Origin of the sequence: Croceifilum oryzae (assembly GCF_030814315.1) — a bacterium.
Lineage (GTDB): Bacteria > Bacillota > Bacilli > Thermoactinomycetales > Thermoactinomycetaceae > Baia > Baia oryzae.
In genome coordinates this window covers 76993-99489 of sequence record NZ_JAUSUV010000007.1, presented here as the reverse complement: position 1 = coordinate 99489, position 22497 = coordinate 76993, and the positions used below count along the sequence as shown (strand labels likewise).

22 protein-coding genes and 1 pseudogene are annotated in these 22497 nt (G+C 42.1%); 6 read left to right on the top strand and 17 right to left on the bottom strand.

Going from position 1 to position 22497, the window contains the following annotated elements; all coding sequences use genetic code 11:
• The first annotated feature begins 149 nt into the window (after nt 1-149).
• Nucleotides 150-857, top strand: coding sequence for a S1C family serine protease (locus tag J2Z48_RS09080; protein WP_307252812.1), 708 nt, complete (start codon nt 150-152; stop codon nt 855-857).
• 63 nt (nt 858-920) lie between these two features.
• Here the strand turns inward: J2Z48_RS09080 and J2Z48_RS09075 are convergent, their stop codons facing one another.
• The 10 genes from J2Z48_RS09075 to J2Z48_RS09030 all read right to left on the bottom strand — a co-directional run bounded on the left by J2Z48_RS09075 (nt 921) and on the right by J2Z48_RS09030 (nt 10483).
• Nucleotides 921-1250: a spore coat protein GerQ gene (locus J2Z48_RS09075; RefSeq protein ID WP_307252811.1), complete on the bottom strand. Its 330-nt coding sequence runs from the start codon at nt 1248-1250 to the stop codon at nt 921-923.
• 21 nt (nt 1251-1271) lie between these two features.
• The gene (locus tag J2Z48_RS09070) at nt 1272-1697 is read right to left on the bottom strand and encodes a cell wall hydrolase (RefSeq protein ID WP_307252810.1); all 426 of its coding nucleotides are present in this window, start codon (nt 1695-1697) and stop codon (nt 1272-1274) included.
• Nucleotides 1698-1792: 95 nt separating this feature from the next.
• Nucleotides 1793-3403, bottom strand: coding sequence for an amidohydrolase (locus J2Z48_RS09065; protein ID WP_307252809.1), 1611 nt, complete (start codon nt 3401-3403; stop codon nt 1793-1795).
• Nucleotides 3404-3667: 264 nt separating this feature from the next.
• On the bottom strand, nt 3668-5092 hold the full coding sequence (rlmD, locus tag J2Z48_RS09060; RefSeq protein WP_307252808.1) for a 23S rRNA (uracil(1939)-C(5))-methyltransferase RlmD: 1425 nt from the start codon (nt 5090-5092) through the stop codon (nt 3668-3670).
• Nucleotides 5093-5160: 68 nt separating this feature from the next.
• A complete protein-coding gene (locus J2Z48_RS09055) occupies nt 5161-6174 on the bottom strand; it encodes a fumarylacetoacetate hydrolase family protein (RefSeq protein WP_307252807.1) in 1014 nt (337 codons plus the stop codon).
• A gap of 41 nt (nt 6175-6215) precedes the next feature.
• On the bottom strand, nt 6216-7340 hold the full coding sequence (locus tag J2Z48_RS09050; protein ID WP_307252806.1) for an MGDG synthase family glycosyltransferase: 1125 nt from the start codon (nt 7338-7340) through the stop codon (nt 6216-6218).
• A gap of 91 nt (nt 7341-7431) precedes the next feature.
• Nucleotides 7432-7710: a small, acid-soluble spore protein, alpha/beta type gene (locus tag J2Z48_RS09045; RefSeq protein ID WP_307252805.1), complete on the bottom strand. Its 279-nt coding sequence runs from the start codon at nt 7708-7710 to the stop codon at nt 7432-7434.
• Nucleotides 7711-7815: 105 nt separating this feature from the next.
• Nucleotides 7816-8448, bottom strand: coding sequence for a cell wall hydrolase (locus J2Z48_RS09040; protein ID WP_307252804.1), 633 nt, complete (start codon nt 8446-8448; stop codon nt 7816-7818).
• Nucleotides 8449-8630: 182 nt separating this feature from the next.
• Entirely contained in the window at nt 8631-9245 is a 615-nt protein-coding gene (locus J2Z48_RS09035) for a superoxide dismutase (protein ID WP_307252802.1), read from the bottom strand.
• Nucleotides 9246-9337: 92 nt separating this feature from the next.
• Complete coding sequence (locus J2Z48_RS09030) at nt 9338-10483, bottom strand: HAD family hydrolase (RefSeq protein WP_307252801.1); 1146 nt, start codon at nt 10481-10483, stop codon at nt 9338-9340.
• A 178-nt stretch (nt 10484-10661) separates the two neighbouring features.
• Here J2Z48_RS09030 and J2Z48_RS09025 point away from each other — a divergent pair, with 178 nt between their 5' ends.
• The gene (locus tag J2Z48_RS09025) at nt 10662-11582 is read left to right on the top strand and encodes a L,D-transpeptidase family protein (protein ID WP_307252800.1); all 921 of its coding nucleotides are present in this window, start codon (nt 10662-10664) and stop codon (nt 11580-11582) included.
• Between the two features lie 796 nt (nt 11583-12378).
• Nucleotides 12379-13317 (top strand): L,D-transpeptidase family protein, encoded by a 939-nt coding sequence (locus tag J2Z48_RS09020; RefSeq protein ID WP_307252798.1) that lies wholly within the window; start codon nt 12379-12381, stop codon nt 13315-13317.
• A 64-nt stretch (nt 13318-13381) separates the two neighbouring features.
• On the opposite strand, the gene J2Z48_RS09015 is transcribed toward J2Z48_RS09020, so the two are convergent.
• On the bottom strand, nt 13382-14314 hold the full coding sequence (locus J2Z48_RS09015) for a glycosyltransferase family 2 protein (RefSeq protein ID WP_307252796.1): 933 nt from the start codon (nt 14312-14314) through the stop codon (nt 13382-13384).
• 166 nt (nt 14315-14480) lie between these two features.
• On the opposite strand from J2Z48_RS09015, the pseudogene J2Z48_RS09010 reads away from it, so the two are divergent.
• Nucleotides 14481-15263: pseudogene (locus J2Z48_RS09010) on the top strand (TylF/MycF family methyltransferase); the annotation flags it as partial.
• Between the two features lie 155 nt (nt 15264-15418).
• On the opposite strand, the gene J2Z48_RS09005 reads toward J2Z48_RS09010, so the two are convergent.
• Nucleotides 15419-16333 carry a glycosyltransferase family 2 protein gene (locus J2Z48_RS09005; protein WP_307252794.1) on the bottom strand — a complete coding sequence of 305 codons (915 nt, stop codon included), beginning with the start codon at nt 16331-16333 and terminating at the stop codon, nt 15419-15421.
• Nucleotides 16334-16535: 202 nt separating this feature from the next.
• Between J2Z48_RS09005 and J2Z48_RS09000 the strand changes: the two genes are divergently transcribed.
• Complete coding sequence (locus J2Z48_RS09000; RefSeq protein ID WP_307252793.1) at nt 16536-16916, top strand: BlaI/MecI/CopY family transcriptional regulator; 381 nt, start codon at nt 16536-16538, stop codon at nt 16914-16916.
• A gap of 26 nt (nt 16917-16942) precedes the next feature.
• Nucleotides 16943-18511: a M56 family metallopeptidase gene (locus J2Z48_RS08995; protein WP_307252792.1), complete on the top strand. Its 1569-nt coding sequence runs from the start codon at nt 16943-16945 to the stop codon at nt 18509-18511.
• Between the two features lie 222 nt (nt 18512-18733).
• Here J2Z48_RS08995 and J2Z48_RS08990 read toward each other — a convergent pair whose 3' ends face one another.
• The 5 genes from J2Z48_RS08990 to J2Z48_RS08970 all read right to left on the bottom strand — a co-directional run bounded on the left by J2Z48_RS08990 (nt 18734) and on the right by J2Z48_RS08970 (nt 22453).
• Nucleotides 18734-19132 (bottom strand): hypothetical protein, encoded by a 399-nt coding sequence (locus J2Z48_RS08990; protein WP_307252791.1) that lies wholly within the window; start codon nt 19130-19132, stop codon nt 18734-18736.
• 290 nt (nt 19133-19422) lie between these two features.
• A complete protein-coding gene (locus J2Z48_RS08985; RefSeq protein ID WP_307252790.1) occupies nt 19423-20304 on the bottom strand; it encodes a serine/threonine-protein kinase in 882 nt (293 codons plus the stop codon).
• 89 nt (nt 20305-20393) lie between these two features.
• On the bottom strand, nt 20394-20894 hold the full coding sequence (locus tag J2Z48_RS08980; RefSeq protein ID WP_307252789.1) for a GNAT family N-acetyltransferase: 501 nt from the start codon (nt 20892-20894) through the stop codon (nt 20394-20396).
• A 10-nt stretch (nt 20895-20904) separates the two neighbouring features.
• Nucleotides 20905-21351 (bottom strand): hypothetical protein, encoded by a 447-nt coding sequence (locus J2Z48_RS08975; RefSeq protein WP_307252788.1) that lies wholly within the window; start codon nt 21349-21351, stop codon nt 20905-20907.
• Nucleotides 21341-22453, bottom strand: a complete 1113-nt coding sequence (locus J2Z48_RS08970) for a hypothetical protein (RefSeq protein WP_307252787.1) — start codon at nt 22451-22453, stop codon at nt 21341-21343. Before J2Z48_RS08970 ends, J2Z48_RS08975 begins: the two co-directional genes overlap by 11 nt.
• Nucleotides 22454-22497 lie beyond the last annotated feature (44 nt).

Genomic DNA, 22497 nt, shown 5'->3' with positions numbered 1-22497 from the left:
TCCCGTATCATCTTCCTCTACTTCAATATATGGACAAACGTTGCAAGTTATGATGAATCCCTCATTTCTAGTTATTAGCCTGTACCAGGAATGAGGTTCAATCATAAAATGATTGGAGTAGGATTAGAGAAACGGGAGTGATCATCGAGATGGCATCCAAAAAAATGCAACGATTATATACAAATCGACTAGCTGCCCACCATCCTTCTAACTATTTTGTGCGACTCATTCGCTCTGTACGTAAAGGAGTTGTTGCGATCCAGACGGAAGATGCCCCTACTACTACCCATCGATTTGGCATTATGATGGAGCAACCGAGACGACAGCAACAACAACCGGAACGGCAATTTGGCAGTGGTTTCATCATTTCACGCAAAGGATACATCCTCACAAACTATCATGTCATCCAAAACGCCAAACGAATTCATATCAAACTAGATGGCATTCGTAGTCCTGTAACGGCACAAGTCGTTTGGTCAGAGCCAAAAAAGGATCTCGCCGTACTACAAATCAAAACAGCTCATCCGCTCCATGCGTTAAAACTAGGCGATTCCACTCAAACACAAGTCGGGGAATGGGTACTAGCGGTTGGCAATCCTTTCGGCTTAGAGCAAACCGCCACCACTGGAATCATCAGCGGAAAAAATCGTCCTCTTCAGTTATCGAATCGATACTATCATAGTGTGATTCAGACGGATGCTCCGATCAATCCGGGCAATAGCGGCGGTCCTCTCATCAACCTTCACGGTCATGTAATTGGGGTAAATACACTTATTATCTATCCTTCACAATGTCTCGGTTTTGCGATCCCGACAGAAAATATAAAGCCATTAATCAAACGCTATCTAGCCGCTTAACCAGAAAAAGACTAGTGATCACAGTCGGATCCTAGTCTTTCAGCCTGATCTATTCATTTTTAGTCAGTCTTGCTCATATCCATCTGCTATCGTGGCAGGTGCATCATCAAATACGATATAGTCGACATTTATGTTTAGATACATCTGATCTTTTCCTGTTTGGCGATCTTTGACCAGTATAAAATCTCTTCCTACTTCACGTAACTTCCCGGTTACTTGCCGAGCATTCCACTGTTTATTATTTTCAAAGGTGAGATATACGGTAACCGTCTTCCCTATATTTTTTTGCAGAAGGTCTTCCGAATAATAACGTTCTACCCTTTGCTGAATATTGCCTGCTTGTGAAACGTTACCACCATACTGATATTGTTGATATGGATATTGCCAATACATAACCCCTTACCCCTTCCTCTGCTATGTGTATACTCTAGGACAATCAGTTTGTGTAGGAACAAAGAAGCAATGAGCTTTAAAACGACCACTACCCGCTTGGTTATACCACGTTGGTGGGCAAGCTCCAACTGGTCGGAAAAACCATAATGCATTTCGAGCAGGATCGATTCGCCTTCCGTTTACCACATCTTGAGCTAGGCGAATATCACGATCTCTGGCTGCTTGATAGAAATAGGGTTTCTGAGTCGATTCAAATCCACCCGGATTTTGGAACACCATCTGTTGAATGGTACGAATATTTTTGAAGTCCAAACAATTACTTCGAACTCGATTCACTCCTACATTTCCTACCATCAGCATACCTTGTTCGCCTTCGCCCTCTGCTTCTGCACGTAATAATCTAGCTAATAATTTAATTTGTTCTGAGTTGGTGCGAATCACGGCCATGTGATCACCTCATGCATAGCCTATGATTCCACCCAATCAGATAGAACAAAAAAGATGACTCCTTCATAGAAGTCATCTGGTTCATATAATCGGATTCATATAATAGACGAGTTCGTATATGCAACCTTCCCATTCACGATGGTAGCTAATACAGTAGCATCGCGAATTTGCTCAGGTGTAGATTGCAGTAGATCACGGTCTAGGATGGTAAAGTCTGCATGTTTCTGAGGCGTAATTGATCCGCGTTCCTGTTCTTCGCCTGCTAAGTAGGCACTTCCGAGTGTGTATAATCTCAGTGCTTGCTCAGCCGTTATCTTTTGAGAGTCATGATAGTCGGAATGACTGGCTGGATGATGATTCCGTGTCATAGCAGAGTACATACCAAGAAGTGGCGATAATGGCTCAATAGGAGCATCACTCCCTCCAGCACATGGGATTCCTGCTTCGATTAATGTTTTCCAAGCATAGGAAGTTGTTAATCGTTGTTCACCGATCCGTTCCACTACCCACGGAAAATCACCTTGTACAAATATCGGTTGTAAATCGAGAGAAATTTTCGCGTTTTTGATTCTCTCTACCATAGATGGTTGCAAAATTTGGGCGTGGATCAGTCGATGTCTAGGTGGATTTTCCGTTCCATATTTTCGCTGAAGTTGTTCAATGGTACGGATTACTTGGTCGGCCGCGGCATCTCCGATCGCATGAGCGGCAATGGGATAGCCTCTTTTGGCGGCTTTTTCTGCGAAGCGAAAGAGCTGATCATCTGTATGGATGGCGAGCCCGTTTGTTGTTGGATTATCTGTATACGGCTCTTGTAACCAAGCAGTCCAGCTTCCGAGTGACCCATCTGCAAACAATTTCATCGCTCCGAGCCGGAACCATTCGTCCCCACCTTGAAAATGCAATCCTAGCTCCTCTAGTTGGTCAAAGTGTGGCTGGTAAATGAGCTGGTGCGTGCGTAGATAAGTTCCTTCTTGGCAACATTCACGATGAATCTGGATTAAGTCGGATACACTTTCGATAAAACGTAAATCCTCCGTATGGACGGCTGTGAGTCCGTATTGTGATGCCAACTCCATCGCTTGCCGGATCGTGGATTTCTTCTGTTCAAAGGTTGGCTTTGGCTGTGCTTGATGAAAAGGGAGCGATGCCTCCTCGTAAACCCTTCCGTTCCATCGTCCATCTGTGTTTCGTCCGTATGCCCCTTTTTCGGGTTCTTCTTGATGAGGACGAACTCCCGCTAGTTCTGCCGCCCGCCCGTTAGCGAGATAGCTATGGAAGCAGACTCGACTAAGTAATACGGGTCTGCCGAATGAGGACTGGTCTAATTCTTCGAGGCTAGGGAGTTGATCCAACATCGATTCCTGCCATCCTTGTCCTACGATCCATTCATCCATGGGTAGCGTCTCCGCTCGCTCACGAATCAATCGGAGCATCTCCTCCTTCGAACGAACCTCGCGAAAGTCGATCATCTGTAGTTTTTGCCCTACTAGTGAAAGGTGCATATGGCTATCAACGAATCCGGGGTATAAGTAGGCTCCTTTGCAGTCCACTCTTTTCACATTGGCTCCATTGTATGTATGAAGGATATCTTGCTGGCTACCAACAGCGATAATATTTCCGTTTTCTATGTAGATGGCTTCGACTTGTGGGAAGTTGGGATCGAGGGTGGTAATGATGCCGTTTTCTAGGATTATGCGGTCCATTGAGGTGATCTCCTATCTTGGATAATGTGTCTGTCTAAGAGATATGTTGATTGATTAGTAATCCCGGTAGCTCAATAGTGAGCCAACTTAGCGTAGTCTTTCGTAGCTAAGGGCATTTTGTGGCAATGTCTGAGCGCTCTTTGCGAGTTTTGCCACTTGCCCTAGCTTCGAACGACGAAGCGGACTTGCTTTTCCACATCCTCGCAGGCTCACACTATTGAGCTGTAGTCAGATACATGCTCCGGTCTAGCTCCAATAAACCCATCACTTCTTATACACAAACCGACAAACCGCCTCAATATGAGCCGTTTGCGGAAAAAGATCCACCGGAATAATATTCTCTAACTCATAACCCGCCTTCAATAATTGCTCACTGTCTTTCGCAAGTGTAGCTGGATTACAAGAAACATAGATGAACCGTGGAACTTTCACCTCGCACAAAGTATCTACCATAACCTGTCCTAGTCCTGTACGCGGGGGATCCACGACGATCACATCAGGTCTCAGTCCCTGCTCAACCCATAAAGGAATCAATTCCTCAGCTTGTCCGAAGTGGAATTCGATATTATCAACCTCATTGATCTCCGCGTTCTCTCTCGCATCTTCCACTGCTTCTTCAATACTCTCGATCCCCATCACCTTCTTCGCATCTGCAGCTAACCAAATCCCGATCGTCCCAACGCCACAATAAGCATCGATAACCGTTTCGGTTCCTGTCAAAGATGCCACTTTCTTCACTTGGTCATATAAAACTTCCGTCTGCTGTGGGTTTAATTGATAAAAAGCCCGCGCTGATAAGTTGAACATATAGTCCCCGAGACGATCTTGTAGCTTCTCTTCTCCCCACAGTACGCGTGTCTCTTCCCCAAATACCAACGAGGTGTCCTCTGGATTCCAGTTGTACACAATACTGACTAACTCAGGTACCCGTTTACGGATCTCTTCCACAAGCTGTGCCTCTTGCTCTAATTGACGAATTGACGATACGATAACGAGCTGAACCTCATCCGTGCGAAATCCAATCCGTGCAACTAGATGCCTGATCCCCTTACTACGCTTACCACCATCAACCACAGGGATTCGTAGGCGCTCCACTACTTTCCGACAACGCTCTAAGAGATCATTTAACTTCGGATGATGAACTTTACATTCACTTGCATCCACTAGATGATTCGAGTCAGCCGTATACAGCCCCATCGCTACTTTTCTCCCGATTTGCTTTACTGGAAGCTGAGCTTTGTTGCGATATTTCCATGGGTCCTGCATGCGGATCGTTGGCTCTATTGGTAATTCATTCAATGAAGTATAACGTCTAAATGATTCCTCGATCTGCTCCCGCTTCAGCCGGGCTTGGAACCGTTTATGGATATGTTGAATCGTACAGCCTCCGCACCGATCATACACAGGACACTCCGGCTCTACTCGATAAGGGCTACGCTTGATCACTTTCATCAGTTCACCATAGGCAAACCGTTCCTCAACCTGTCCAATGCGAACTTGAACCTCTTCACCCGGTATAGCACCCTCTACAAACACAACTTTCTTTTGAACGTGTCCAACTCCTTCGCCGTTAATCCCTAACTTTCGAATCGGAATCGTGACAACTTGCCCTTCCTCTAAACGACTCTCCTTCGATTGCCGTTTATCTTTTGTATTTTGCGGTTGTTGCTGTTGTTTTCGAATGATCAATCGCTCCAGTTCTCTAAGAAAATAAGAAATAAAAACCCTCTCCTATGGATGGAGAAGGTCATAGTATACTAATTCCTACTAATCCGGTTACAAAGTACACCTAACCGTTCAACCTCTAACTCTATCATATCACCAGGTTCCAGATAACGATGTACCTCTGGACCCAATTCTAATAAACAACCTGTGCCTACTGTTCCAGAGCCAAATACTTCTCCCGGAACCAACTCACAGTCTTGAGAAGCATGGGCAACCATCTCAGAAAATGTCCAAGTTAAATCGCGCAAATTGCCTTTCGATACTTGCTTTCCGTTAATTCGGGCAACCATTTTCAAATTCCAATGGTCTCCTTTTCGCCGATCCTCTAGCGAAGAAAGAGGAACAAAGTACGGCCCCATCGACGTAGCAAAATCTTTTCCCTTAGAAGGACCTAGACCCACAGCCATCTCTTTTCGCTGGATATCTCGGGCACTCCAGTCATTTAAAATCATCAAACCCGCTATGTGATCGCGCGCATCTTCTACCGCGATATTTTTACCACGTTTTCCAATCACACAGGCAACCTCTAACTCAAAATCCAAGCAAGATGTATAGTCGGGCTTTTTGATCTTATGATCCATGCCTACCATGGCTCGGTGGTTAGAGAAATAAAACACAGGAAGCTCATACCATTCTGGCACCATGCTTAGCCCACGTTTCTCACGACATGTTTTCACATGTTGCTCAAAACCATAAAAATCCCGAAAACTAACCGGCATGGGTAGTGGAGGTAATAGGAGTAGTTCATCTGGTTCTAAGGCAATTCCTTCTCCCTCCACTTTGCATTTGGAGACATTAAACGGTGCCATTTTTTTTACGACACTTTCTAAGATCAGAAACTCATTCTTACCTCTTTCTAACAAAGTAAGTAAATCCGTGGGCAACAAGTGCGGAAACACTTCCTGCTTTTCTTGAATCAGCCATTGCTGGGCGAATACCGCATCTACGATCCAATCATCTTGCATAAAGCCTAAGCGGGAACTCCCTACATCATGAGTGTGAATATTTAACTCATCCGCCTTTATCATGTAAGTTACAATTTGCAAAGAAGTTTCCTCCCTTTTCTTATATCTAGAAACTTCGTCACTTACAGCATATAGATTTTATTAGGCGATAATGCAAAAGTTGCTTCCAATATTTTTGATGCCGCATCTGGAGATAAAATTCCTTCAAAACGCTCCGTACACTGACGGGAATTGAAACCTGCTAAAAATTGCTTGTCCAACTGCAAACAAACCGTAGCTAATCGCGTGATAACGGCAACACGATGCTTCACTAAGTATGCTTGATTTGCTTCTTCCTGACCCGGAAAAGCCTGAAACAAAAACATAGGTAACCGTTTGGCGATCGCCTCGGTAATCGTGATGCCGCCCGGCTTTGTCACAAGTAAATCAGCCGCCGACATGTACAAATCCACTTGATCACAATAACCCAGCAATCGGACTGGCGATGCAAACAAGCGTTTACTCAACCTATCCAATAAAGCCTCATTTCGACCCGTAAACACAACAAATTGAATGCCGGAAATCGAGCTCATCTCCATCACCATTTGCTCCATGGGTCCAAGCCCCATTCCACCACCCATCACCAGCACGACTGGCTTCGTAGCAGGTAAATCAAGTTCTGTGCGCGCTTGCTCCCGAGAAATCGATTGATAGTACCTAGGCTGGATGGGAATCCCCGTTTCCATCACTTTACATCCTGACTTCCATGTAAGTTGCTCCATCTGTTGCTCGTCTAACAACTTTTTAGGCACACATAAAACATCGGGCACCTGTACCACCCACATCGGGTGAAGCTCATAATCGGTAACCACACCCACTGTAGGAATCCCTCTCCAGATTGGCGGTAGCAATAAAAGAGAGAATGGGTGAGTAGTCACAATTCGTGTAGGATTAAATGCATTTAATAAGGACAGGACTTTCTTGCGAATTGCGCGCCCTAATTTTTCAATAATTTCACTAGATAATTGCCGTATCACTTTCGATTGATAAGTCCAGTCATAAAGATAATGATAGAAAAATGGAACCTTTGCCAACATCCCATGATAGCCTGATTGCACCAGAGGATGTAGGGACTTAGGAATCAACTGTAATAGGTCAACTGTCTCCGCTTCCACACCCGGTACTTTACTAAATTCCGCTTCCAACGCTTTGGCCGCGGCGTTATGTCCTGTACCAAAGCCCATGGTAAGCAGTAAGACTCGCTCCATTTTGGATGACTCCCCCTTAAATATTCTACCCCCATTATACTAGTTTCCACTAAAAAAACTGCTGTTTTCTTTATTTTTTATACTAGCGGGGTTAACGGTTCTTAGAAAGCGACTCCATAGACATCCGCACCAACTCTTTTACCAAAAGTCCGCCCATCGTTCCACCAATCTTACCAGCATCCTCCGCTCGCAAAGCTCCATTCGATCCTTTTACCTGGTAGGGGATATCAAATTGCCTTGCTATCTCCACTTTGAGGTCCTCTCGATTTGAAAATGAGGTTCCGAGCTTACGATTCATCACATCCATTTGAAGACGATCCACCTCCGGACCTGCCGTTCTTACTAACAAACGACTTCTTTTACGCGCCATGAAACATACCTCCTTTTTCGTTATTGTGTGTCATCTAGGAGATTTTCATGAGCATACAAAAAAACCACTCCTTTACATACAAGGAATGGTTTAGTCGAACCCTTATTACTGCATAAAAACATGATTACCAATGCGTTTTGTACTACTCTGTTCTGCTTTGTTTTTCATCCACTTTGACGTAGCTGTCTTCGGATTATAATAAAATAAAGCTCCATCAGTTGGATCTGATCCTTTTAATGCCAACTTTGCCGCTTGATACGCCTCCGCATCTGGCTTCAACCAAAACTGTCCATCCGAAACAGCCGTAAAAGCATTCTTTTGGAAGATCACTCCACGGATACTTCGTGGAAATTGACCTGATTCCGTGCGGTTAATAATGACAGATGCAACGGCAACCTGACCTTGAAATTCTTCGCCGCGAGCCTCACTGTAGACAGCACGAGCGAGTAATTCTAAGTTAGGTTTATTATCTATTTTATCGTTCTTACTATTGTTACTGATCTCTTGCCCTGTACCCGTAGACTTAGATGTCGTCTTCTCTGGTACTGCTTTCTTAATGGTTGCGCTCATCTGTTGATAAACCACATCCGTAGGAACTGGCATTGTAGCAGGCACAGTAGACTCTATATGAAAAGCATTAAAAGATGCTTTTTTTGCAAAAACAGTGGTACAAGATAGGGCAATGATGATTCCCAAACTGAACAAACCCCATCTGCGAATGAATGGTTTGATACTCATTCGTAGTTCCTCCTTCCAAATATGAAATTCGGTGTCTTTGTTCAAAAACATGTGTCTTATTATATGGGACTATCCACACCGGAACAATAGGAATTCATTCCCTGTAATCGATTTCCATTGACAAATAAAAAAACGGCATCCTATATTCCATAGGAAACCGTTTTTTATTACGTATATGGATCTTAACCGCGAGCGGCAAGATAGCGTTTGTTTGCTTCATCCCAGTTTACTACATTCCAGAAAGAACCAATGTAGTCAGGGCGCTTGTTTTGGAACTTCAAGTAGTATGCATGCTCCCATACATCTAAACCGATAACAGGAGTCGCACCTTCCATAATCGGGCTATCTTGATTCGCTGTGCTGGTAACAAATAGCTTACCATCTTTTAACGCCAACCAAGCCCAACCAGAGCCAAAACGTTTTACAGCAGCATCTGCAAAGAGCTTTTTAAACTCTTCATAGCTACCAAATGTTTCTTTCATAGCGGTTGCTAGTTCGCCCACTGGCTCTCCGCCACCGTTTGCACTTAAGATTTCCCAGAACAAGGTGTGGTTTGCATGTCCACCGCCGTTGTTACGTACAACTGCACGAATCGATTCTGGTAGTGAATCCAATGAAGCAATCAAATCTTCAACCGATTTTGAAGATAGTTCTCCATGCGCCTCTAATGCTGCATTTAAGTTATTTACATATGTAGCATGGTGACGATCGTGGTGGATCTCCATGGTTAGAGCGTCGAAATGTGGTTCCAACGCGTTAAAAGCGTAAGGTAAAGCTGGAAGTTCATGTTTCGCCATAATAATAGTCCTCCTTTTATGCCTCACTCATTGTTGAACAGTTGAAAAAATCGACAAGCTGCCCATATCTATTATGCTTAAAATGATTTCCGTTAGTCAATGTCGAATATATCCAGAATTTCCGTCACATCATTCAAAATGTAATCTGCCTGGAGCTCCTCAAACTTACTTCGTGCAGCTTGTCCAGTAAGTCCCGTTAACGTAGCGGCAAAGTCACATCCCATTTTTCGGGCCGCTAAATAATCGGCAATCGAGTCCCCTACGATTAAAATTCGCTTCCCTTGATCAGGAGAGAGCGGAAGAGGTAACTGTATGCACTCTTCTACTGTCGATTGCTTCGTTAAATATCCTTTGATATACGTATAAGGTCCTGGCTTCCCTAGCGGAGCATAATGTGGATACGCTTGCTCAGCCTCCACCACATCCGTTGCACTCACAATACGATCCTCTTCAAAATAATCATAAAGGCCAAGCTCTTTTAACGGAATCTCCGTCTCAATCGTCGGGCGACCTGTTCCGATTCCGAGCCTAATCCCTTGTCCCTTCAACTTTTCTAACGCATTCCCAATGCTTGCAGGTTCTGCTAACGCAATCTCTTGATACACATACCCTTTCTTCCCTCTCACCCTCGGCACTTGTGTATATAACTCCTCGCCCAAGTACCACTCTTGGAACACAGAATGTCCGATTCGCCATAAATCACTATTGCGGGAGAATTGCTCCGTATCAACATCGAAGCCCTGCTTTGAATATTGATTGAAGTAACACAACAACTCTTGTCGGTTTAATGCAGTCTCTTTTTCTTCAAAAAAATGGAGGAAGTTTTTAAAATCAGGCTGAAACGATAGCTGATGCTGTTTAATTAAGCTTCCTACTTCTTGTAAAGCATTTTCATCGATCCCCTCACGTAACCACGAAGTAACCTTCGCTTCCTCCACTTCTTGAACCTCTCTAAGAAGTAAACATACCTGCACGGTAAAAACGAGATATACCATATCCCAGTTCGCATTAATCCCACGATCCTTCATCCACGTTAACACTTGATCACCACAAAAAACGTCTCTCCGAATTCGACGAATCTCTTCTTCGGTTGGATTTACAGTAAAACATTCCCCGCTCATCCCCAAAAAATGAGGCCCGTAAAGTAACTCCCATACTGCTAAGGCAGAAGTATCAAAACAACGCTCTTCACTTAAGAAAACGCCGTCCACATCAAACAATACGAGATCATATATCATATAAACACCCTATCCATGGATTGATTATTTCAAGACTATATCGCTTTATTGTAATGAAACATATATGCCCAGACAAGTTATTATTCACAACTTCACCTTATTTTTCAATTATAATTATTTATTTATTCTAAATAATCGAGTATCATGGAATCAGAGTACAGAGAAGGAGAGGAACCGAATGAAAAAACGTCATTGGTATTCTTGGGTAACACTTGCCCTCATTTTCACCCTTGTGATCGGGCTATACCAGCCCACCGAAGCCCAAGCCGCATCAGCTCCAGATTACAAAATTGAGATTAACAAAAAAACAAACTATCTCTATTTGTACAACGGGAAGACCGTAGTGAAAACATATCGAGTCGCTACAGGGAAAACCAAAGCACTTACCCCAGAAGGAACATTTCCTCTAGCCGTTAAGATTGTAAAGCCTGGTTGGAAAGGAATTCCCGGTGGGGACCCGAATAATCCTCTAGGTGAACGCTGGAACGGAATCAGCGTAAACGGGGACAATGGTCGAATTTACGGCATCCACGGAACGAATAATCCAAAATCGATTGGCTCTCACGCATCAAGTGGCTGTGTCCGTATGAAGAATAGTGACGTCATCGATTTATATAGTCGTATCTATGAAGGAACACCGATTTGGATTCACAGTGGGAAAAGCAATAAAACCTGGCGTGGTGACGCATCTGTTGGGTTAAAACCAGCTTCCGGAACACTAAAAACAACCACAACAGTAAACGCTCGTACAGGTCCGTCTACAGGATCGTTTATTGTTACGAAACTAAAAGCTAAGATGAGCCTAACCCTCGTTGGAAAATCAAGTGATTGGTATCAAGTTCAGTTATCGAACGGTCGTAAGGTGTTTATTCATAAGAATTATAGCACGGTCTCCATACCCACGCCTCCTACTAGCGGAAAAGTAACGGTATTTGTGGATGTAGCCAATATTCGATCGACACCATCGATGTCAGGTGCGGTAGTAGGGAGAGCAAAGCAGGGTACTTCGTTTGTGAAGACAGGTATGAATGGGGATTGGCATCAAGTAAAGTTGTCGAATGGGAAAACGGCTTATTTGCATAAAACGGTGGCTAAGTAAGTGAGTGTTTGTTTGTTTGTTTGCTTGATTAGGGATTGAAATAAAATACTGTTCAGATACAGGGTTGTTGGAATTGAAGCTATTCCGGGGCATGTATCTGACCACAGCTCAAATAGTGAGCCCGCAAGGATGTGGAAAAGCAAGTCCGCTCCGTCATCCTTCGCTTCGGGCAAGTGGCAAAACTCGCAAAGTACGCTCAGACATTGCCACAAAACGCCCTTGCTGCGTATGACTACGCTAAGCAGGTTCTACTCAATCGCTATGGTCAGACACATTGCCCACATTGCCCCTATTCTCGTTTCATTTGGTGGTTATGGTTATGCCGCAAGCTTTCTCCAATACCCAAATACACAAGAATTTTGATTAACCTTTACATTCGTTTCAGAGGGAAAGGAGAGTCTGTTGGATACTAGCGATGTTAGCGATCCTACTTAGCGTAGAGATCCGTAGTGTAGGGCGTTTTTGGTGCAACATGTTTGAGCGTACTTTGCGAGTTTTGCACCTGCCCTAGCTACGGATCGCGGAGCGGACAGCCTCTACTTCCTTGCTGGATCGGTATCTGAGGAGGTATCGAACAGATTCTCCGGACCTCGATCACCCCATAAACCCTAATCAACAAGCCGCCACCCCATCCACACTCCAACTCCAACTCCAATTGCCACACTAGTACTATTTATCCATTATTTCAAAATGTCACGTAAATGTTACATTTTTCACGCTACAAAGGATTTCCCATGTTGTACAGTGAATATCTTAAGCTGGTTTATCGCTCTCATCTATGTAGGAGGTAACAAAATTGAAGCACACAAAGTGGCTACTCGCATTCGCACTAGCATTTACTGTTTTATTCGGAGGTCTTATCCCCGCCTCGGCACAAGCAGCAACGCCCGGTTATCAAGTGGAGATTAACAAAAAGACCAACAAGCTCTATCTTTATCAAGATGGACAAGTTACAAAGACATACCCAGTCGCAACAGGTAGAACAAAAGACCTCACCCCAGAAGGTACTTTCACAATGGTAGTCAAAATCGTAGCTCCTGGCTGGAAAGGAATTCCGGGTGGTGTACCTGAGAACCCACTTGGCAAGCGTTGGTTGGGTTTTTCAGTCAAAGGTGACTCAGGTCGTGTCTACGGAGTTCATGGAACGAACCATCCTGAGTCGATTGGTACAAATGCTTCCAGCGGCTGTGTCCGTATGGGAGAAGAAAACCTACTTGAACTCTATAAACTGATTCCAGAAGGAACACCCATTTGGATTCATAGTGGAAAATCGACAAATAAATGGCTTGGAGATTCTTCCTATGCCGTTCAGCCCACTAAAGGGCAATTAAAAGTAAAAGGAACGAATGTCAATATTCGAACAGGTCCTTCTACTGGATCATTTACCATTGAACAAGTAAACAACGGTACCGTCCTAGAGTTCACTGGATACGTAAAAGATTGGTATCAAGTTCGCCTTCAGACAGGAAAAATTGGCTTCATCAACAACTCCTTTGTAACGAAACTGGAAGAACAAGAACCGACCAGTGACTTTACCAATGCTTCCGGCAAGATTGTAGCAACAGAGAATGTCGTGAACGTCCGATCCGCTCCTTCTCTGAACGCCTCAGTCGTCCAAAAAGTATCCAAAGGAACCTCAATGACTCTAACCGGTATCAGCAATGAATGGTATCGAATCAAAACATCCTCTGGCGCTACTGCCTACGTCCATAAGACCGTGGCAAAGCAGGATTAGACATAACCATAACCATAAAAAAGAAAGGGCTGATGTTCAAAACCAGCCCTTTCTTTTTTTAATATCAGGAATGAAATTGTTTGGATCGAATAAAATTCCGATCAAATATCTGCAAGTACTTTGCACGCACATCCTCTGAAAGATATGGATTCGTACATTGCGATATTCCGAATATCCGTTGTTCCCCATGCTCTTGAATATACCCACTGATTTGAGAATCGCGTTCAGCTTGATCGATAAATGGGTTCTCATGAATCAAAATACCCCACTCATAATACGTTCCTTCTTTCCACGCTTCATGATTATTACCCTGCTCAGCGTGTCTCCTGAAAAAACTTAATGGTTCCGCGATATATACAATATCTCCATTACTAAGTAACGTCAGCCAACTCGCGATGTCGACAAGGGCAAAGTACCGAATCCCTTGATAGTTCGCCCAACCCCCTGGCAGAGCACTTTTCCGAAATAGGGCCGTGGTAGGCTCTCCAACAAAATTAATCCGGTGCTTCATAAAAAATGATCCAAATTCTTTTCCATTTACGAGAGTATCCTGAGAAAATACAGGTCTACTAAACCCTTCTATAGGCAAGGTATTTCCATTTGCATCAATTAACCCTCGATAAGAAGTAACCAGCGATAGATTCGGATGCTTTAAAAAGTAGTCCATCATTTTCGATATCTTCTCCGGATGAAAAATATCATCATCCATCAAAAAATTAATAAACTCGCCAGAAGCAAATCGGAAGCATTGGGCCATATTATCGTAAGGTACGCGCGCAGCTCTTCTAAAGTACTTTATGTAATCATATTGCTTTAAATAGGGTTGCAACATCGTACCAGTTTCGTTATTCGTACTATCGTCACCGATAATGATTTCGATATTCGGATACGTTTGAGCCAACACACTATCTAAAGCTAGTTTCAAATACTCCGGACGATTGTAGGTCGGTATTAAGATACTTACTTTTGGAACACTTCTTTCATTCGACAGATCCATACCCCTGCACCCTCTTTTGTAATGGAGATCTCTAGCCTTTCCTTCCTATTCATATATATAAATGGTCCTTTTCCATTATGTCTTGATCGATCCCTACATTAAAGGTATAAATCGTAGCTTTTCTCATATTATGTGTTATGTAACTTGATAGAGAGGGGCTTGTAACATGATATACACGCATAAAGATCAGTCGAATACAGATTCGAATGCAGAATTATATCTAGAGCTATTAAAAAAGACGATTCTATTTGAAATTTGGCTTGATATTGAAAAAAATTTTTCTAATCCAGATAATATCGTATTTGACCCTACGAAAGAAAAACGACAAAAAGGGTTAGATTGGCCCGCCATTGCGCACAGTATGATTGGCAGAGAGCGTATGAATAACTTACATCACTGTATGGAATCCGTCATCAAAGAAGGCATTCCAGGTGATTTCATTGAAACGGGAGTTTGGAGAGGCGGATCCTGTATCTTTATGAGGGGGTTTTTAAAAGCTCATAATGTTACCGACAGAACCGTTTGGGCCGCTGATTCATTTGAAGGATTACCAATGGCTGATCCAAGTTATCCTGCTGATCAACACTCACTGAGCGTTGCTTTCCATACGATGAATTTCTTAAAAGTTTCATTGGAAGAAGTAATTGAGAATTTTAGAAAATACGACTTACTAGACAATCAAGTAGCTTTCTTAAAAGGTTGGTTTAAAGACACCTTGCCAGTCGCTCCGATCCAAAAAATTGCCATTGCTAGACTAGATGGCGATATGTATGCCTCTACTTGGGATGCTCTAAGCAACCTCTATGACAAAGTCTCTCTAGGTGGATATGTGATTATTGACGATTACTTCTTGCCCTTCTGTCAAGAAGCCGTACATGATTTCCGAAATCAATTCGGCATAACCGACCCTCTGATCGATATCGATGGATCTGGTTCTTACTGGAAGAAAACAAAAGAGCGCTTGGGAAGTCTTAATCAACAACAACAGCAGCAACAACAGCCTACTGGTTTCCCTACAGGGTTCTTTAATTAAATAAAGCAAAAAGAAATCGCCTATTGTAAAGTGGCTCGATAACCGCCACCCTTTACAAGGGCGATTTCTTTTTATCTTGAATTCGCATTAAATATGTTGAGATACCTCACCCGCACGTCTTCTGATATATACGGATTGGTACATTCAGATATGCCGTACACAAACGATTCCCCATGTAATCGGATATAATCATCGATTAGAGCAGCTCGTTCAGAAGGATGCTGGTTCAGAAATTGACTATCATGAATCATAACTCCAAATTCATAATAGGCCCCCTGCTGCCATTGATGATTATGATTTCCTTGACCCGAGTGGATTCTAAAACTGCTTAAGGGCTCTACGAGATATACGAAATCCCCCTTAGCAAGTAAGGACAACCAGCTAGCCATGTCGACAAGTGCAACATACTGAAGCCCTTGATAGTTCGCCCAACCATCAGGAAGATCCTTTTTTCGAAATAGAGCCGTGGTAGGTTCTCCGATAAAATTAACTCCATTCCTCATGAAAATAGTTCCTAATTCGTTTCCATTAAACACTGTATCCTCAGAAGCCACATGCTTATGAAAACCCGGTATATGAATGACATTTCCATTTTCATCGATTAAGTCTCTGTATGAAGTAACTAATGAAACATTCGAATATTCGATGAAATAATCCATCATCTTTGATATTTTCTCCGGATGAAAAAGATCATCATCCATTAAGAAATTAATAAACTCCCCAGAAGCTAATTGGAAGCATTCTCTCATATTATCGTAAGGCAAACGAGCTTTTCTTTTCAAATACTTGATATTTGGATATTGCTTTAAGTAAGGTTGCAACATATCCCTTGTTTCGTGATTCGTACTATCGTCACCGATAATGATTTCGATATTCGGATACGTTTGGGCTAATGCACTATCTAAAGCCATCTTCAAAAAATGAGGACGATTGTAAGTGGGGATTAAGATACTTACCTTTGGATGGCTTATTTTCCGCTGATCCATACAAATACCCTCTCCTCATCACCATTCTGATTCTATGTATCTTATTCTCCTTTACAAAAATACGTTCCTCTATATAATAGGTTTATCACTTACAGAAAAAAATTTATCGTCGTTTTTAATATTTTAGTTGACCACACTTGATTACTAATGTAATATCATAAACAAGGATTACAACAGTAATCTCAGAAAGGAGAAAAAACAAATGGGAGAGTTACCGAAGATATCTCAATCCGAGTGGGAAGTTATGAAAGTCCTTTGGACAAAATCACCACTAACAGCAAATGAAGTGATCGAGACCCTTGCGGTACATACCGACTGGAAACCAAAAACCATTCGAACGTTAATCAATCGTTTGGTTCAAAAAGAAGCGATTTCGTACCATCAGGAAAATGGCAGTTCCTATGCGTACTATCCGTTGGTTTCGCAAGCTGAATGTGTCCAAGAAGAAACAACCTCGTTCCTCAAACGCGTCTCTGGTGGAGCACTGAAACCGTTCCTAGTGAACTTTCTACAAAAAGAAAAACTATCCACGGAAGAGATTAACGAACTAAAACAGATTCTCGATGATAAGGCTGACAAGTAGCATCGGCAGTAATGAAAGAAGGGAAAATGATTGTGAACACTATGTACACCTATCTCCAGTACTTTTTTAATTGGGTATTAGACGCATCGATCATGGCGAGTGTGTTAGTTGTCCTCGTTCTATTGATGAAGGGGCTATTACGAGACAAGTTAACAATACGGTGGCAGTATCTGTTATGGACCATCGTCATGGTACGATTGCTTCTCCCATGGGCACCAGAGAGTTCGTACAGCATTTACAACTTTCTTCCCTCGTTTCAGGATGTCTCTTCCTTGTTCGATCGTGCTGTTTCGAGTGAAGAAGTCGCAACAACAGATGTCTCATCATCCGAGAAAGCAGTACCTTTGTCCAAGAACGCTATGTCTCCAGTGGTAGGGGGACAACAGCAAGATTCATTTAACATTTCCAACTATATCCCGAGTGTTCCGAGCGATATCCCTCTCTTATCTATTTGGCTTTCGGGTGTTGTCTGTCTGAGTGCTTTACTCTTTTTGATCCATAAACGCATTAACTCGAACCTTAAAAAACAACCGCTTATCACGGATGAACGAGCCGTTCAAGTTTTTGAACAATGCAAAAGGGACATGTCGATGATGAATCAACACATCCCCTTAGTTCACTCAAATCAAATTCCGGGTCCAGCTGTCTTCGGTTTTTATCGTCCTCGCATCATCCTATCCGATACACATATCCGTGATCTGGATGACGATGAATTACGATATATCTTCTATCATGAATTATCTCACATCAAACGTAGAGACGTAGGAGTAAATAGTCTGATGAACGTGTTCCTCATCTTGCACTGGTTTAATCCGATTCTTTGGTACGCATATTACCGTATGCGTGAAGATCAGGAAATCGCCTGTGATGCACTCGCTCTCACTTTTGTTGGATCAGAACAAAAAGAAGGCTACGGACACACCATCATCCGACTACTCGAGAATGAAATGAAATCTCATTCCCTCTCGCTCTCCATCTCAGCGAGACTTGTGGGAAAAAAATCACACATTAAAAGGAGAATCACCATGATTAAAAAATTTAACAAAAAAGCATACCGTTTGTCAATCCTAGGAGTTGCCGCTGTTGCCGCTCTATCCGTAGGGATTTTCACCAATATCAGCAATAACGACGCTCAAGCCAAAGAAGGCAAACAAAGTGTTCAAAGTGAGAAAAAGCAAGAGATGAAGATGGAAAGTGCCGTTTTTGGGTCCAAATACATCGAAAAGGAAGATTGGCTCTCCATTTACGCGAAAATCGGTGGCGTAAATCCAAAAACGATGGATGGAGAATGGTCATTAGATGTCATAGAGGAAGGGACATCGAGAACAGTCGACAAACGGAGAGGTTTTAAAGGTAGTGATTTTAACTATTTCGGTGCTGGATTTATGGCTGAGGGAAATCATTTAAAGCAAGGGGCTAACTACAATTACGTTGTTACCTTTAAAGGGAAAGTTGATGGAAAACAAGTATCGGTAAAAGGCACAGGCAAATTTAAGTATGTTAAGTTCCCTAAAACAGTACCTAATGATAAAATCGTTAAGTCTTGGCAGGGTCATGAAATGAATTTTGGTCCTAATTTTAAAATTGGTGAGTAATTGAGAGTTACCGTTAGTCAGCGATGACTAGCAATCTGACAGTAGACCTTATGGGCGGGTCTACTGTTTTTTTACAAAAAAATCCTCCACTATCCGGGCAGGATCGCTCACTGGCTATAACCTAGTGGGGATAGCGGCGACCTGTGCGATAGGTCGTCTTTCTGTTTTTGTCGGTTCGAGCCTATCAGCAGACAGTAGAGATTCCCAAGAAATTAAGCACCTCTAGAGAGTTATTAGGTACGCTTTTTCATGCTCTTCTCTTGAGTTTCCATACATCTTTCTTGATTTCCACTTGCTGATCGTTAAGAAAACCATGTTTTCTTGAAAAGATGCGATATCCTCTTTAACCTCATCGACTTTTACGTTTAAATCAGCAATACCCTCGCTGTTTTTGATTACCGGTTCTCTTACAAAGTTCAGTTCCTGTTTGACTTCATCTACCTTAGACTCTAAGCTATCAAAGCGGGCATCCATCTTGTCAAAACGGGTGTCCATTTTGTACAATCGCGCGCCCATCTTGTCTAGACCCTCCGTTACGTTTACTTCCATATTACCAAAACGAGAATCCATGCTATCCAATCGCGAGAGAATTTTTTCTAAAACATCTTGAGATTTATCCATACATACATGCCTCCTTTTTTTGCGGATAAGACATTAATTTCTTATATAAAACAGGAGCACGTGTTGTGTTTCTGTTTTTCGTTCTCTTTTTCCATGTTGCATCCACTGGAAAGCAAGTTAATCCAACAAAAATCACAATTCAGCTTTTACAATCCCTCTTATTTTTTGATCAGGAGATGGACAGTAAATAAATGCTGTAGAAGGAACATTAAGATATTTCTTTCTAAACTCATATTTCTTCACACCATGCTTGATTTCTTCGAAATACAGCTTACAGGATAAACGGATTTTTAAGCTTCATCCATCATCACATTTATTTCTTCCAGCATACATAAAAGCTCACTAAATGACTGGTATCTCTTAGCACGGTCAGTTTCAAGGCATCTCTGGAGTATATATTCCAACTCTGCGAATGGAGTTGCTCCTGCTTGCGCAAAAGATCTCACTCTACCGCTACGGACTGCTTGAAGCATATCATTGAATTCAAAGTCATAGCTGGGGTCTTCCATCGAATGACTGTATGCAACTGGTACAACACGTGTATACAAGTAGAAAACAACTGCTCCGAAGCTGTATATTTCAGAAACAGCATCCAACGGAATCTCCTGGCTACCGGCTAGCATCCCTGCCGCTGTTTCTGGAGGAACATAATGCACCAAAGCACCGCGATAAATAGGATTCGGTTCTCTTGAATCGACTGTCAGCTCTAAGTCTATTAGGTGCATCTCTCCATCTGGTGCGAAAATGAAATGACCTGGCTGTAGATCACCGTGCAGATATCCTAAATCATAAAGTTCCACGACTTTCTCAAGCATTTGACAGATATCAGCTATAAACTGCCGCTTATTGCCTAGTAAGGTTGGATTTTCTCTGATATAAATGGTCTGCTTCGTCGCAGTCTTTCCATCTAGCCACTTTCTAAGCAGCCAAAAATAGCCATCTACTTTCCCCTTTGCTACATATAGATCCCCAGTAAAGTTACTAAGACTCTGAAGAATACGAGCCTCCTTCTGTAAGGATCTCTCCCTTTCCTCGCTTAACTCCACAGCCTTTAGTAGCATCATTACTCCCTGCTTCTCTACCTTGGCTGCGAAGCCCTTCCGTGCAGGGAGAATATTAATCTCCTTTAACTCCAACCCTGTGCATTTGCTCACCTGATCGATCAAGTTCATTTGTTGCCCACTCCTTTACTTTAACGTAATAACCATGTCCCTACATGCTCTCAATGGACCGAATATCACAACCCTCTGGTACGATGGATTTATGCACGCTCTGTAAGTGTTAGCTTCCGTTTCAGCCTTATATCCAACGTTTGAAAGCCTTGTCTTCGATAAAAAGTTGCTGCAAATGTATTCCATCCATACATTTGCAGGGTTACATCCATAGCCCCACTGTTCATCATCCAAGTACAAGCTTCATCTAACAGCATTTGACCAACATTTTTCCCTCTGAACTTCTCGTCGATATACAGTTCATCAATATTACCAGCCCTTTCCGCTACGATATCAGTTGTGTAGTCAGGCACATATATATGAGCACGAAGAAAGCCAATTGCTAAGCCTTCTGTAAGAGCAAAGAATATAACATTCTTGTCATCTTGATTTCCAAATAGATCTTTTGCCATTTGCTTTCTAAAATTCAAAATCTGAATAAAATCAGGATCAGATGTACTATGCTTCTTATTAAAATCCAACAATCCAGACAATAGCTTAATAAACATGTCTTCTTCATACGGAAATGACTTTCTAATCACAAACTCCATACACTACACCTCAAATCCCTTCGTGTTCTACAATTCGTGAACTCAAAAGAAACTCTAGCAAATCAGGTTTATGATCCAAGCGATAGTATGATTGGGGCGGTACAAAGTTTGGAAAGTGAAATCTTAATTCATGCAAGGAAAGAGGAGTAATCTCTTCCCATCCCATAACAGGTATGGCATAGCCTTGTTTCTTTCCTTTTAAGTACTCGGCAGTGAGATCTCCTTCACCGGTTGATTCCTGTGAGATTAACGAGATCTCCTCGGGCGAACCAATAATAGGAGTATCGAACTGTACCACCCCTCTTATTTTTTGATCAGGAGATGGACAGTAAATAAATGCTGTAGAAGGAACATTAAGATATTTCTTTCTAAACTCATATTTCTTAGTACCACTCTTGATTTCTTCAAAGTACAGCTTGTCTAAACTTAACAATATGAAAGGCTTTTTAGTCTTCAAGATAATTCTCCTTTTGATTCAGAATGAGATTGAAATAGTCCATTGAATAGTTTCTGAAAAACTTTACAGGATCATTGGCCCACTCTCTGGCTTCTATCCACAATCGATCAAACCCCTTGCTCCCGTAATCCTTTTCAAATTGTGAAAAATCAAGTAAGCCTTTAGGAAGATAACTGTATGCACCATGTTTGACATAAAGTGATTTTGAAAACTTTGCACCTGACCAATCTAATATTAAAGGAGCAAATAGACGATTTGGGATTGAATGAAAGCCTAGCTCTAACAGGGCTTCACTGTGTACGAGCATAGGCCAAACTCCAGCATAATCCCCTCCATCTATCATAATACTTACCGTTTTCTCCTCACGATCTGTTTCAATCAAATAAGCACCTAACAATAGATCATACAAAGCTGTATTAATATCAAAAAAATCTTCATTTTCCTCACTAATAACTATAGAATGCTTACCGTGTTCAAAGCAATTACTCACTAATTGCACTGAATTAAAATCGCGGAATTCTATTTCTTGGTAATGCCCATGTTTATCCGAGTATTTACAGATCGGGCATGGGAAGCGTAAATGAAACTTACGCTCTGAAGGACTAATGATAGGGATAATATATTTTCCTCTTCTCAAAATATTGAGGAGTGTTCCCCGAACAAATGGTTCTCCCTGTAATTCCCTATAGTTTTTCACTTTATAGGGGATTGAACTCCATTCTGAAAGCCTCGTAAATATTTGATTAAAGGATTTCATGTAAAAATCTGCTTTAGATATACCACCCATGTCTACATCTTCTAGACTCTTTGAATAGACAACTCCATCGACAATCTTCTTATCGCCAATACAATGCTCACCTTTATCAAATTGCATGTAAACAGGGATATTAAGCCTTTCCCTTAAATGTTCGCCGATTGCAAAAAGAACCATTATTGACATCACTGTACCTAAATGAGGATAGCTATTAGGTTGAGCTGAAAAACAAAGGCGGATGGAACCCTTACCTTTAACTTTTTCTTGGAAAAGATCAGAAATATTTTTTACTAAATACCCCATTCCGCCGAGGGGATAAAAGACATTATCTAAGCGCTGAATGGACATAAAATCACTCCATCTCTTAAATATTATTTATCAGGTATGCAAAT

Excerpts from the sequence above, each read along its gene's own strand:
- J2Z48_RS09080 (WP_307252812.1), top strand. The coding sequence starts at position 150 with ATGGCATCCAAAAAAATGCAACGATTATATACAAATCGACTAGCTGCC.
- J2Z48_RS09075 (WP_307252811.1), bottom strand. The coding sequence starts at position 1,250 with ATGTATTGGCAATATCCATATCAACAATATCAGTATGGTGGTAACGTT.
- J2Z48_RS09070 (WP_307252810.1), bottom strand. The coding sequence starts at position 1,697 with ATGGCCGTGATTCGCACCAACTCAGAACAAATTAAATTATTAGCTAGA.
- J2Z48_RS09065 (WP_307252809.1), bottom strand. The coding sequence starts at position 3,403 with ATGGACCGCATAATCCTAGAAAACGGCATCATTACCACCCTCGATCCC.
- J2Z48_RS09050 (WP_307252806.1), bottom strand. The coding sequence starts at position 7,340 with ATGGAGCGAGTCTTACTGCTTACCATGGGCTTTGGTACAGGACATAAC.
- J2Z48_RS09045 (WP_307252805.1), bottom strand. The coding sequence starts at position 7,710 with ATGGCGCGTAAAAGAAGTCGTTTGTTAGTAAGAACGGCAGGTCCGGAG.
- J2Z48_RS09040 (WP_307252804.1), bottom strand. The coding sequence starts at position 8,448 with ATGAGTATCAAACCATTCATTCGCAGATGGGGTTTGTTCAGTTTGGGA.
- J2Z48_RS09035 (WP_307252802.1), bottom strand. The coding sequence starts at position 9,245 with ATGGCGAAACATGAACTTCCAGCTTTACCTTACGCTTTTAACGCGTTG.
- J2Z48_RS09030 (WP_307252801.1), bottom strand. The coding sequence starts at position 10,483 with ATGATATATGATCTCGTATTGTTTGATGTGGACGGCGTTTTCTTAAGT.
- J2Z48_RS09025 (WP_307252800.1), top strand. The coding sequence starts at position 10,662 with ATGAAAAAACGTCATTGGTATTCTTGGGTAACACTTGCCCTCATTTTC.
- J2Z48_RS09015 (WP_307252796.1), bottom strand. The coding sequence starts at position 14,314 with ATGGATCTGTCGAATGAAAGAAGTGTTCCAAAAGTAAGTATCTTAATA.
- J2Z48_RS09005 (WP_307252794.1), bottom strand. The coding sequence starts at position 16,333 with ATGGATCAGCGGAAAATAAGCCATCCAAAGGTAAGTATCTTAATCCCC.
- J2Z48_RS09000 (WP_307252793.1), top strand. The coding sequence starts at position 16,536 with ATGGGAGAGTTACCGAAGATATCTCAATCCGAGTGGGAAGTTATGAAA.
- J2Z48_RS08995 (WP_307252792.1), top strand. The coding sequence starts at position 16,943 with ATGATTGTGAACACTATGTACACCTATCTCCAGTACTTTTTTAATTGG.
- J2Z48_RS08990 (WP_307252791.1), bottom strand. The coding sequence starts at position 19,132 with ATGGATAAATCTCAAGATGTTTTAGAAAAAATTCTCTCGCGATTGGAT.
- J2Z48_RS08985 (WP_307252790.1), bottom strand. The coding sequence starts at position 20,304 with ATGAACTTGATCGATCAGGTGAGCAAATGCACAGGGTTGGAGTTAAAG.
- J2Z48_RS08980 (WP_307252789.1), bottom strand. The coding sequence starts at position 20,894 with ATGGAGTTTGTGATTAGAAAGTCATTTCCGTATGAAGAAGACATGTTT.
- J2Z48_RS08970 (WP_307252787.1), bottom strand. The coding sequence starts at position 22,453 with ATGTCCATTCAGCGCTTAGATAATGTCTTTTATCCCCTCGGCGGAATG.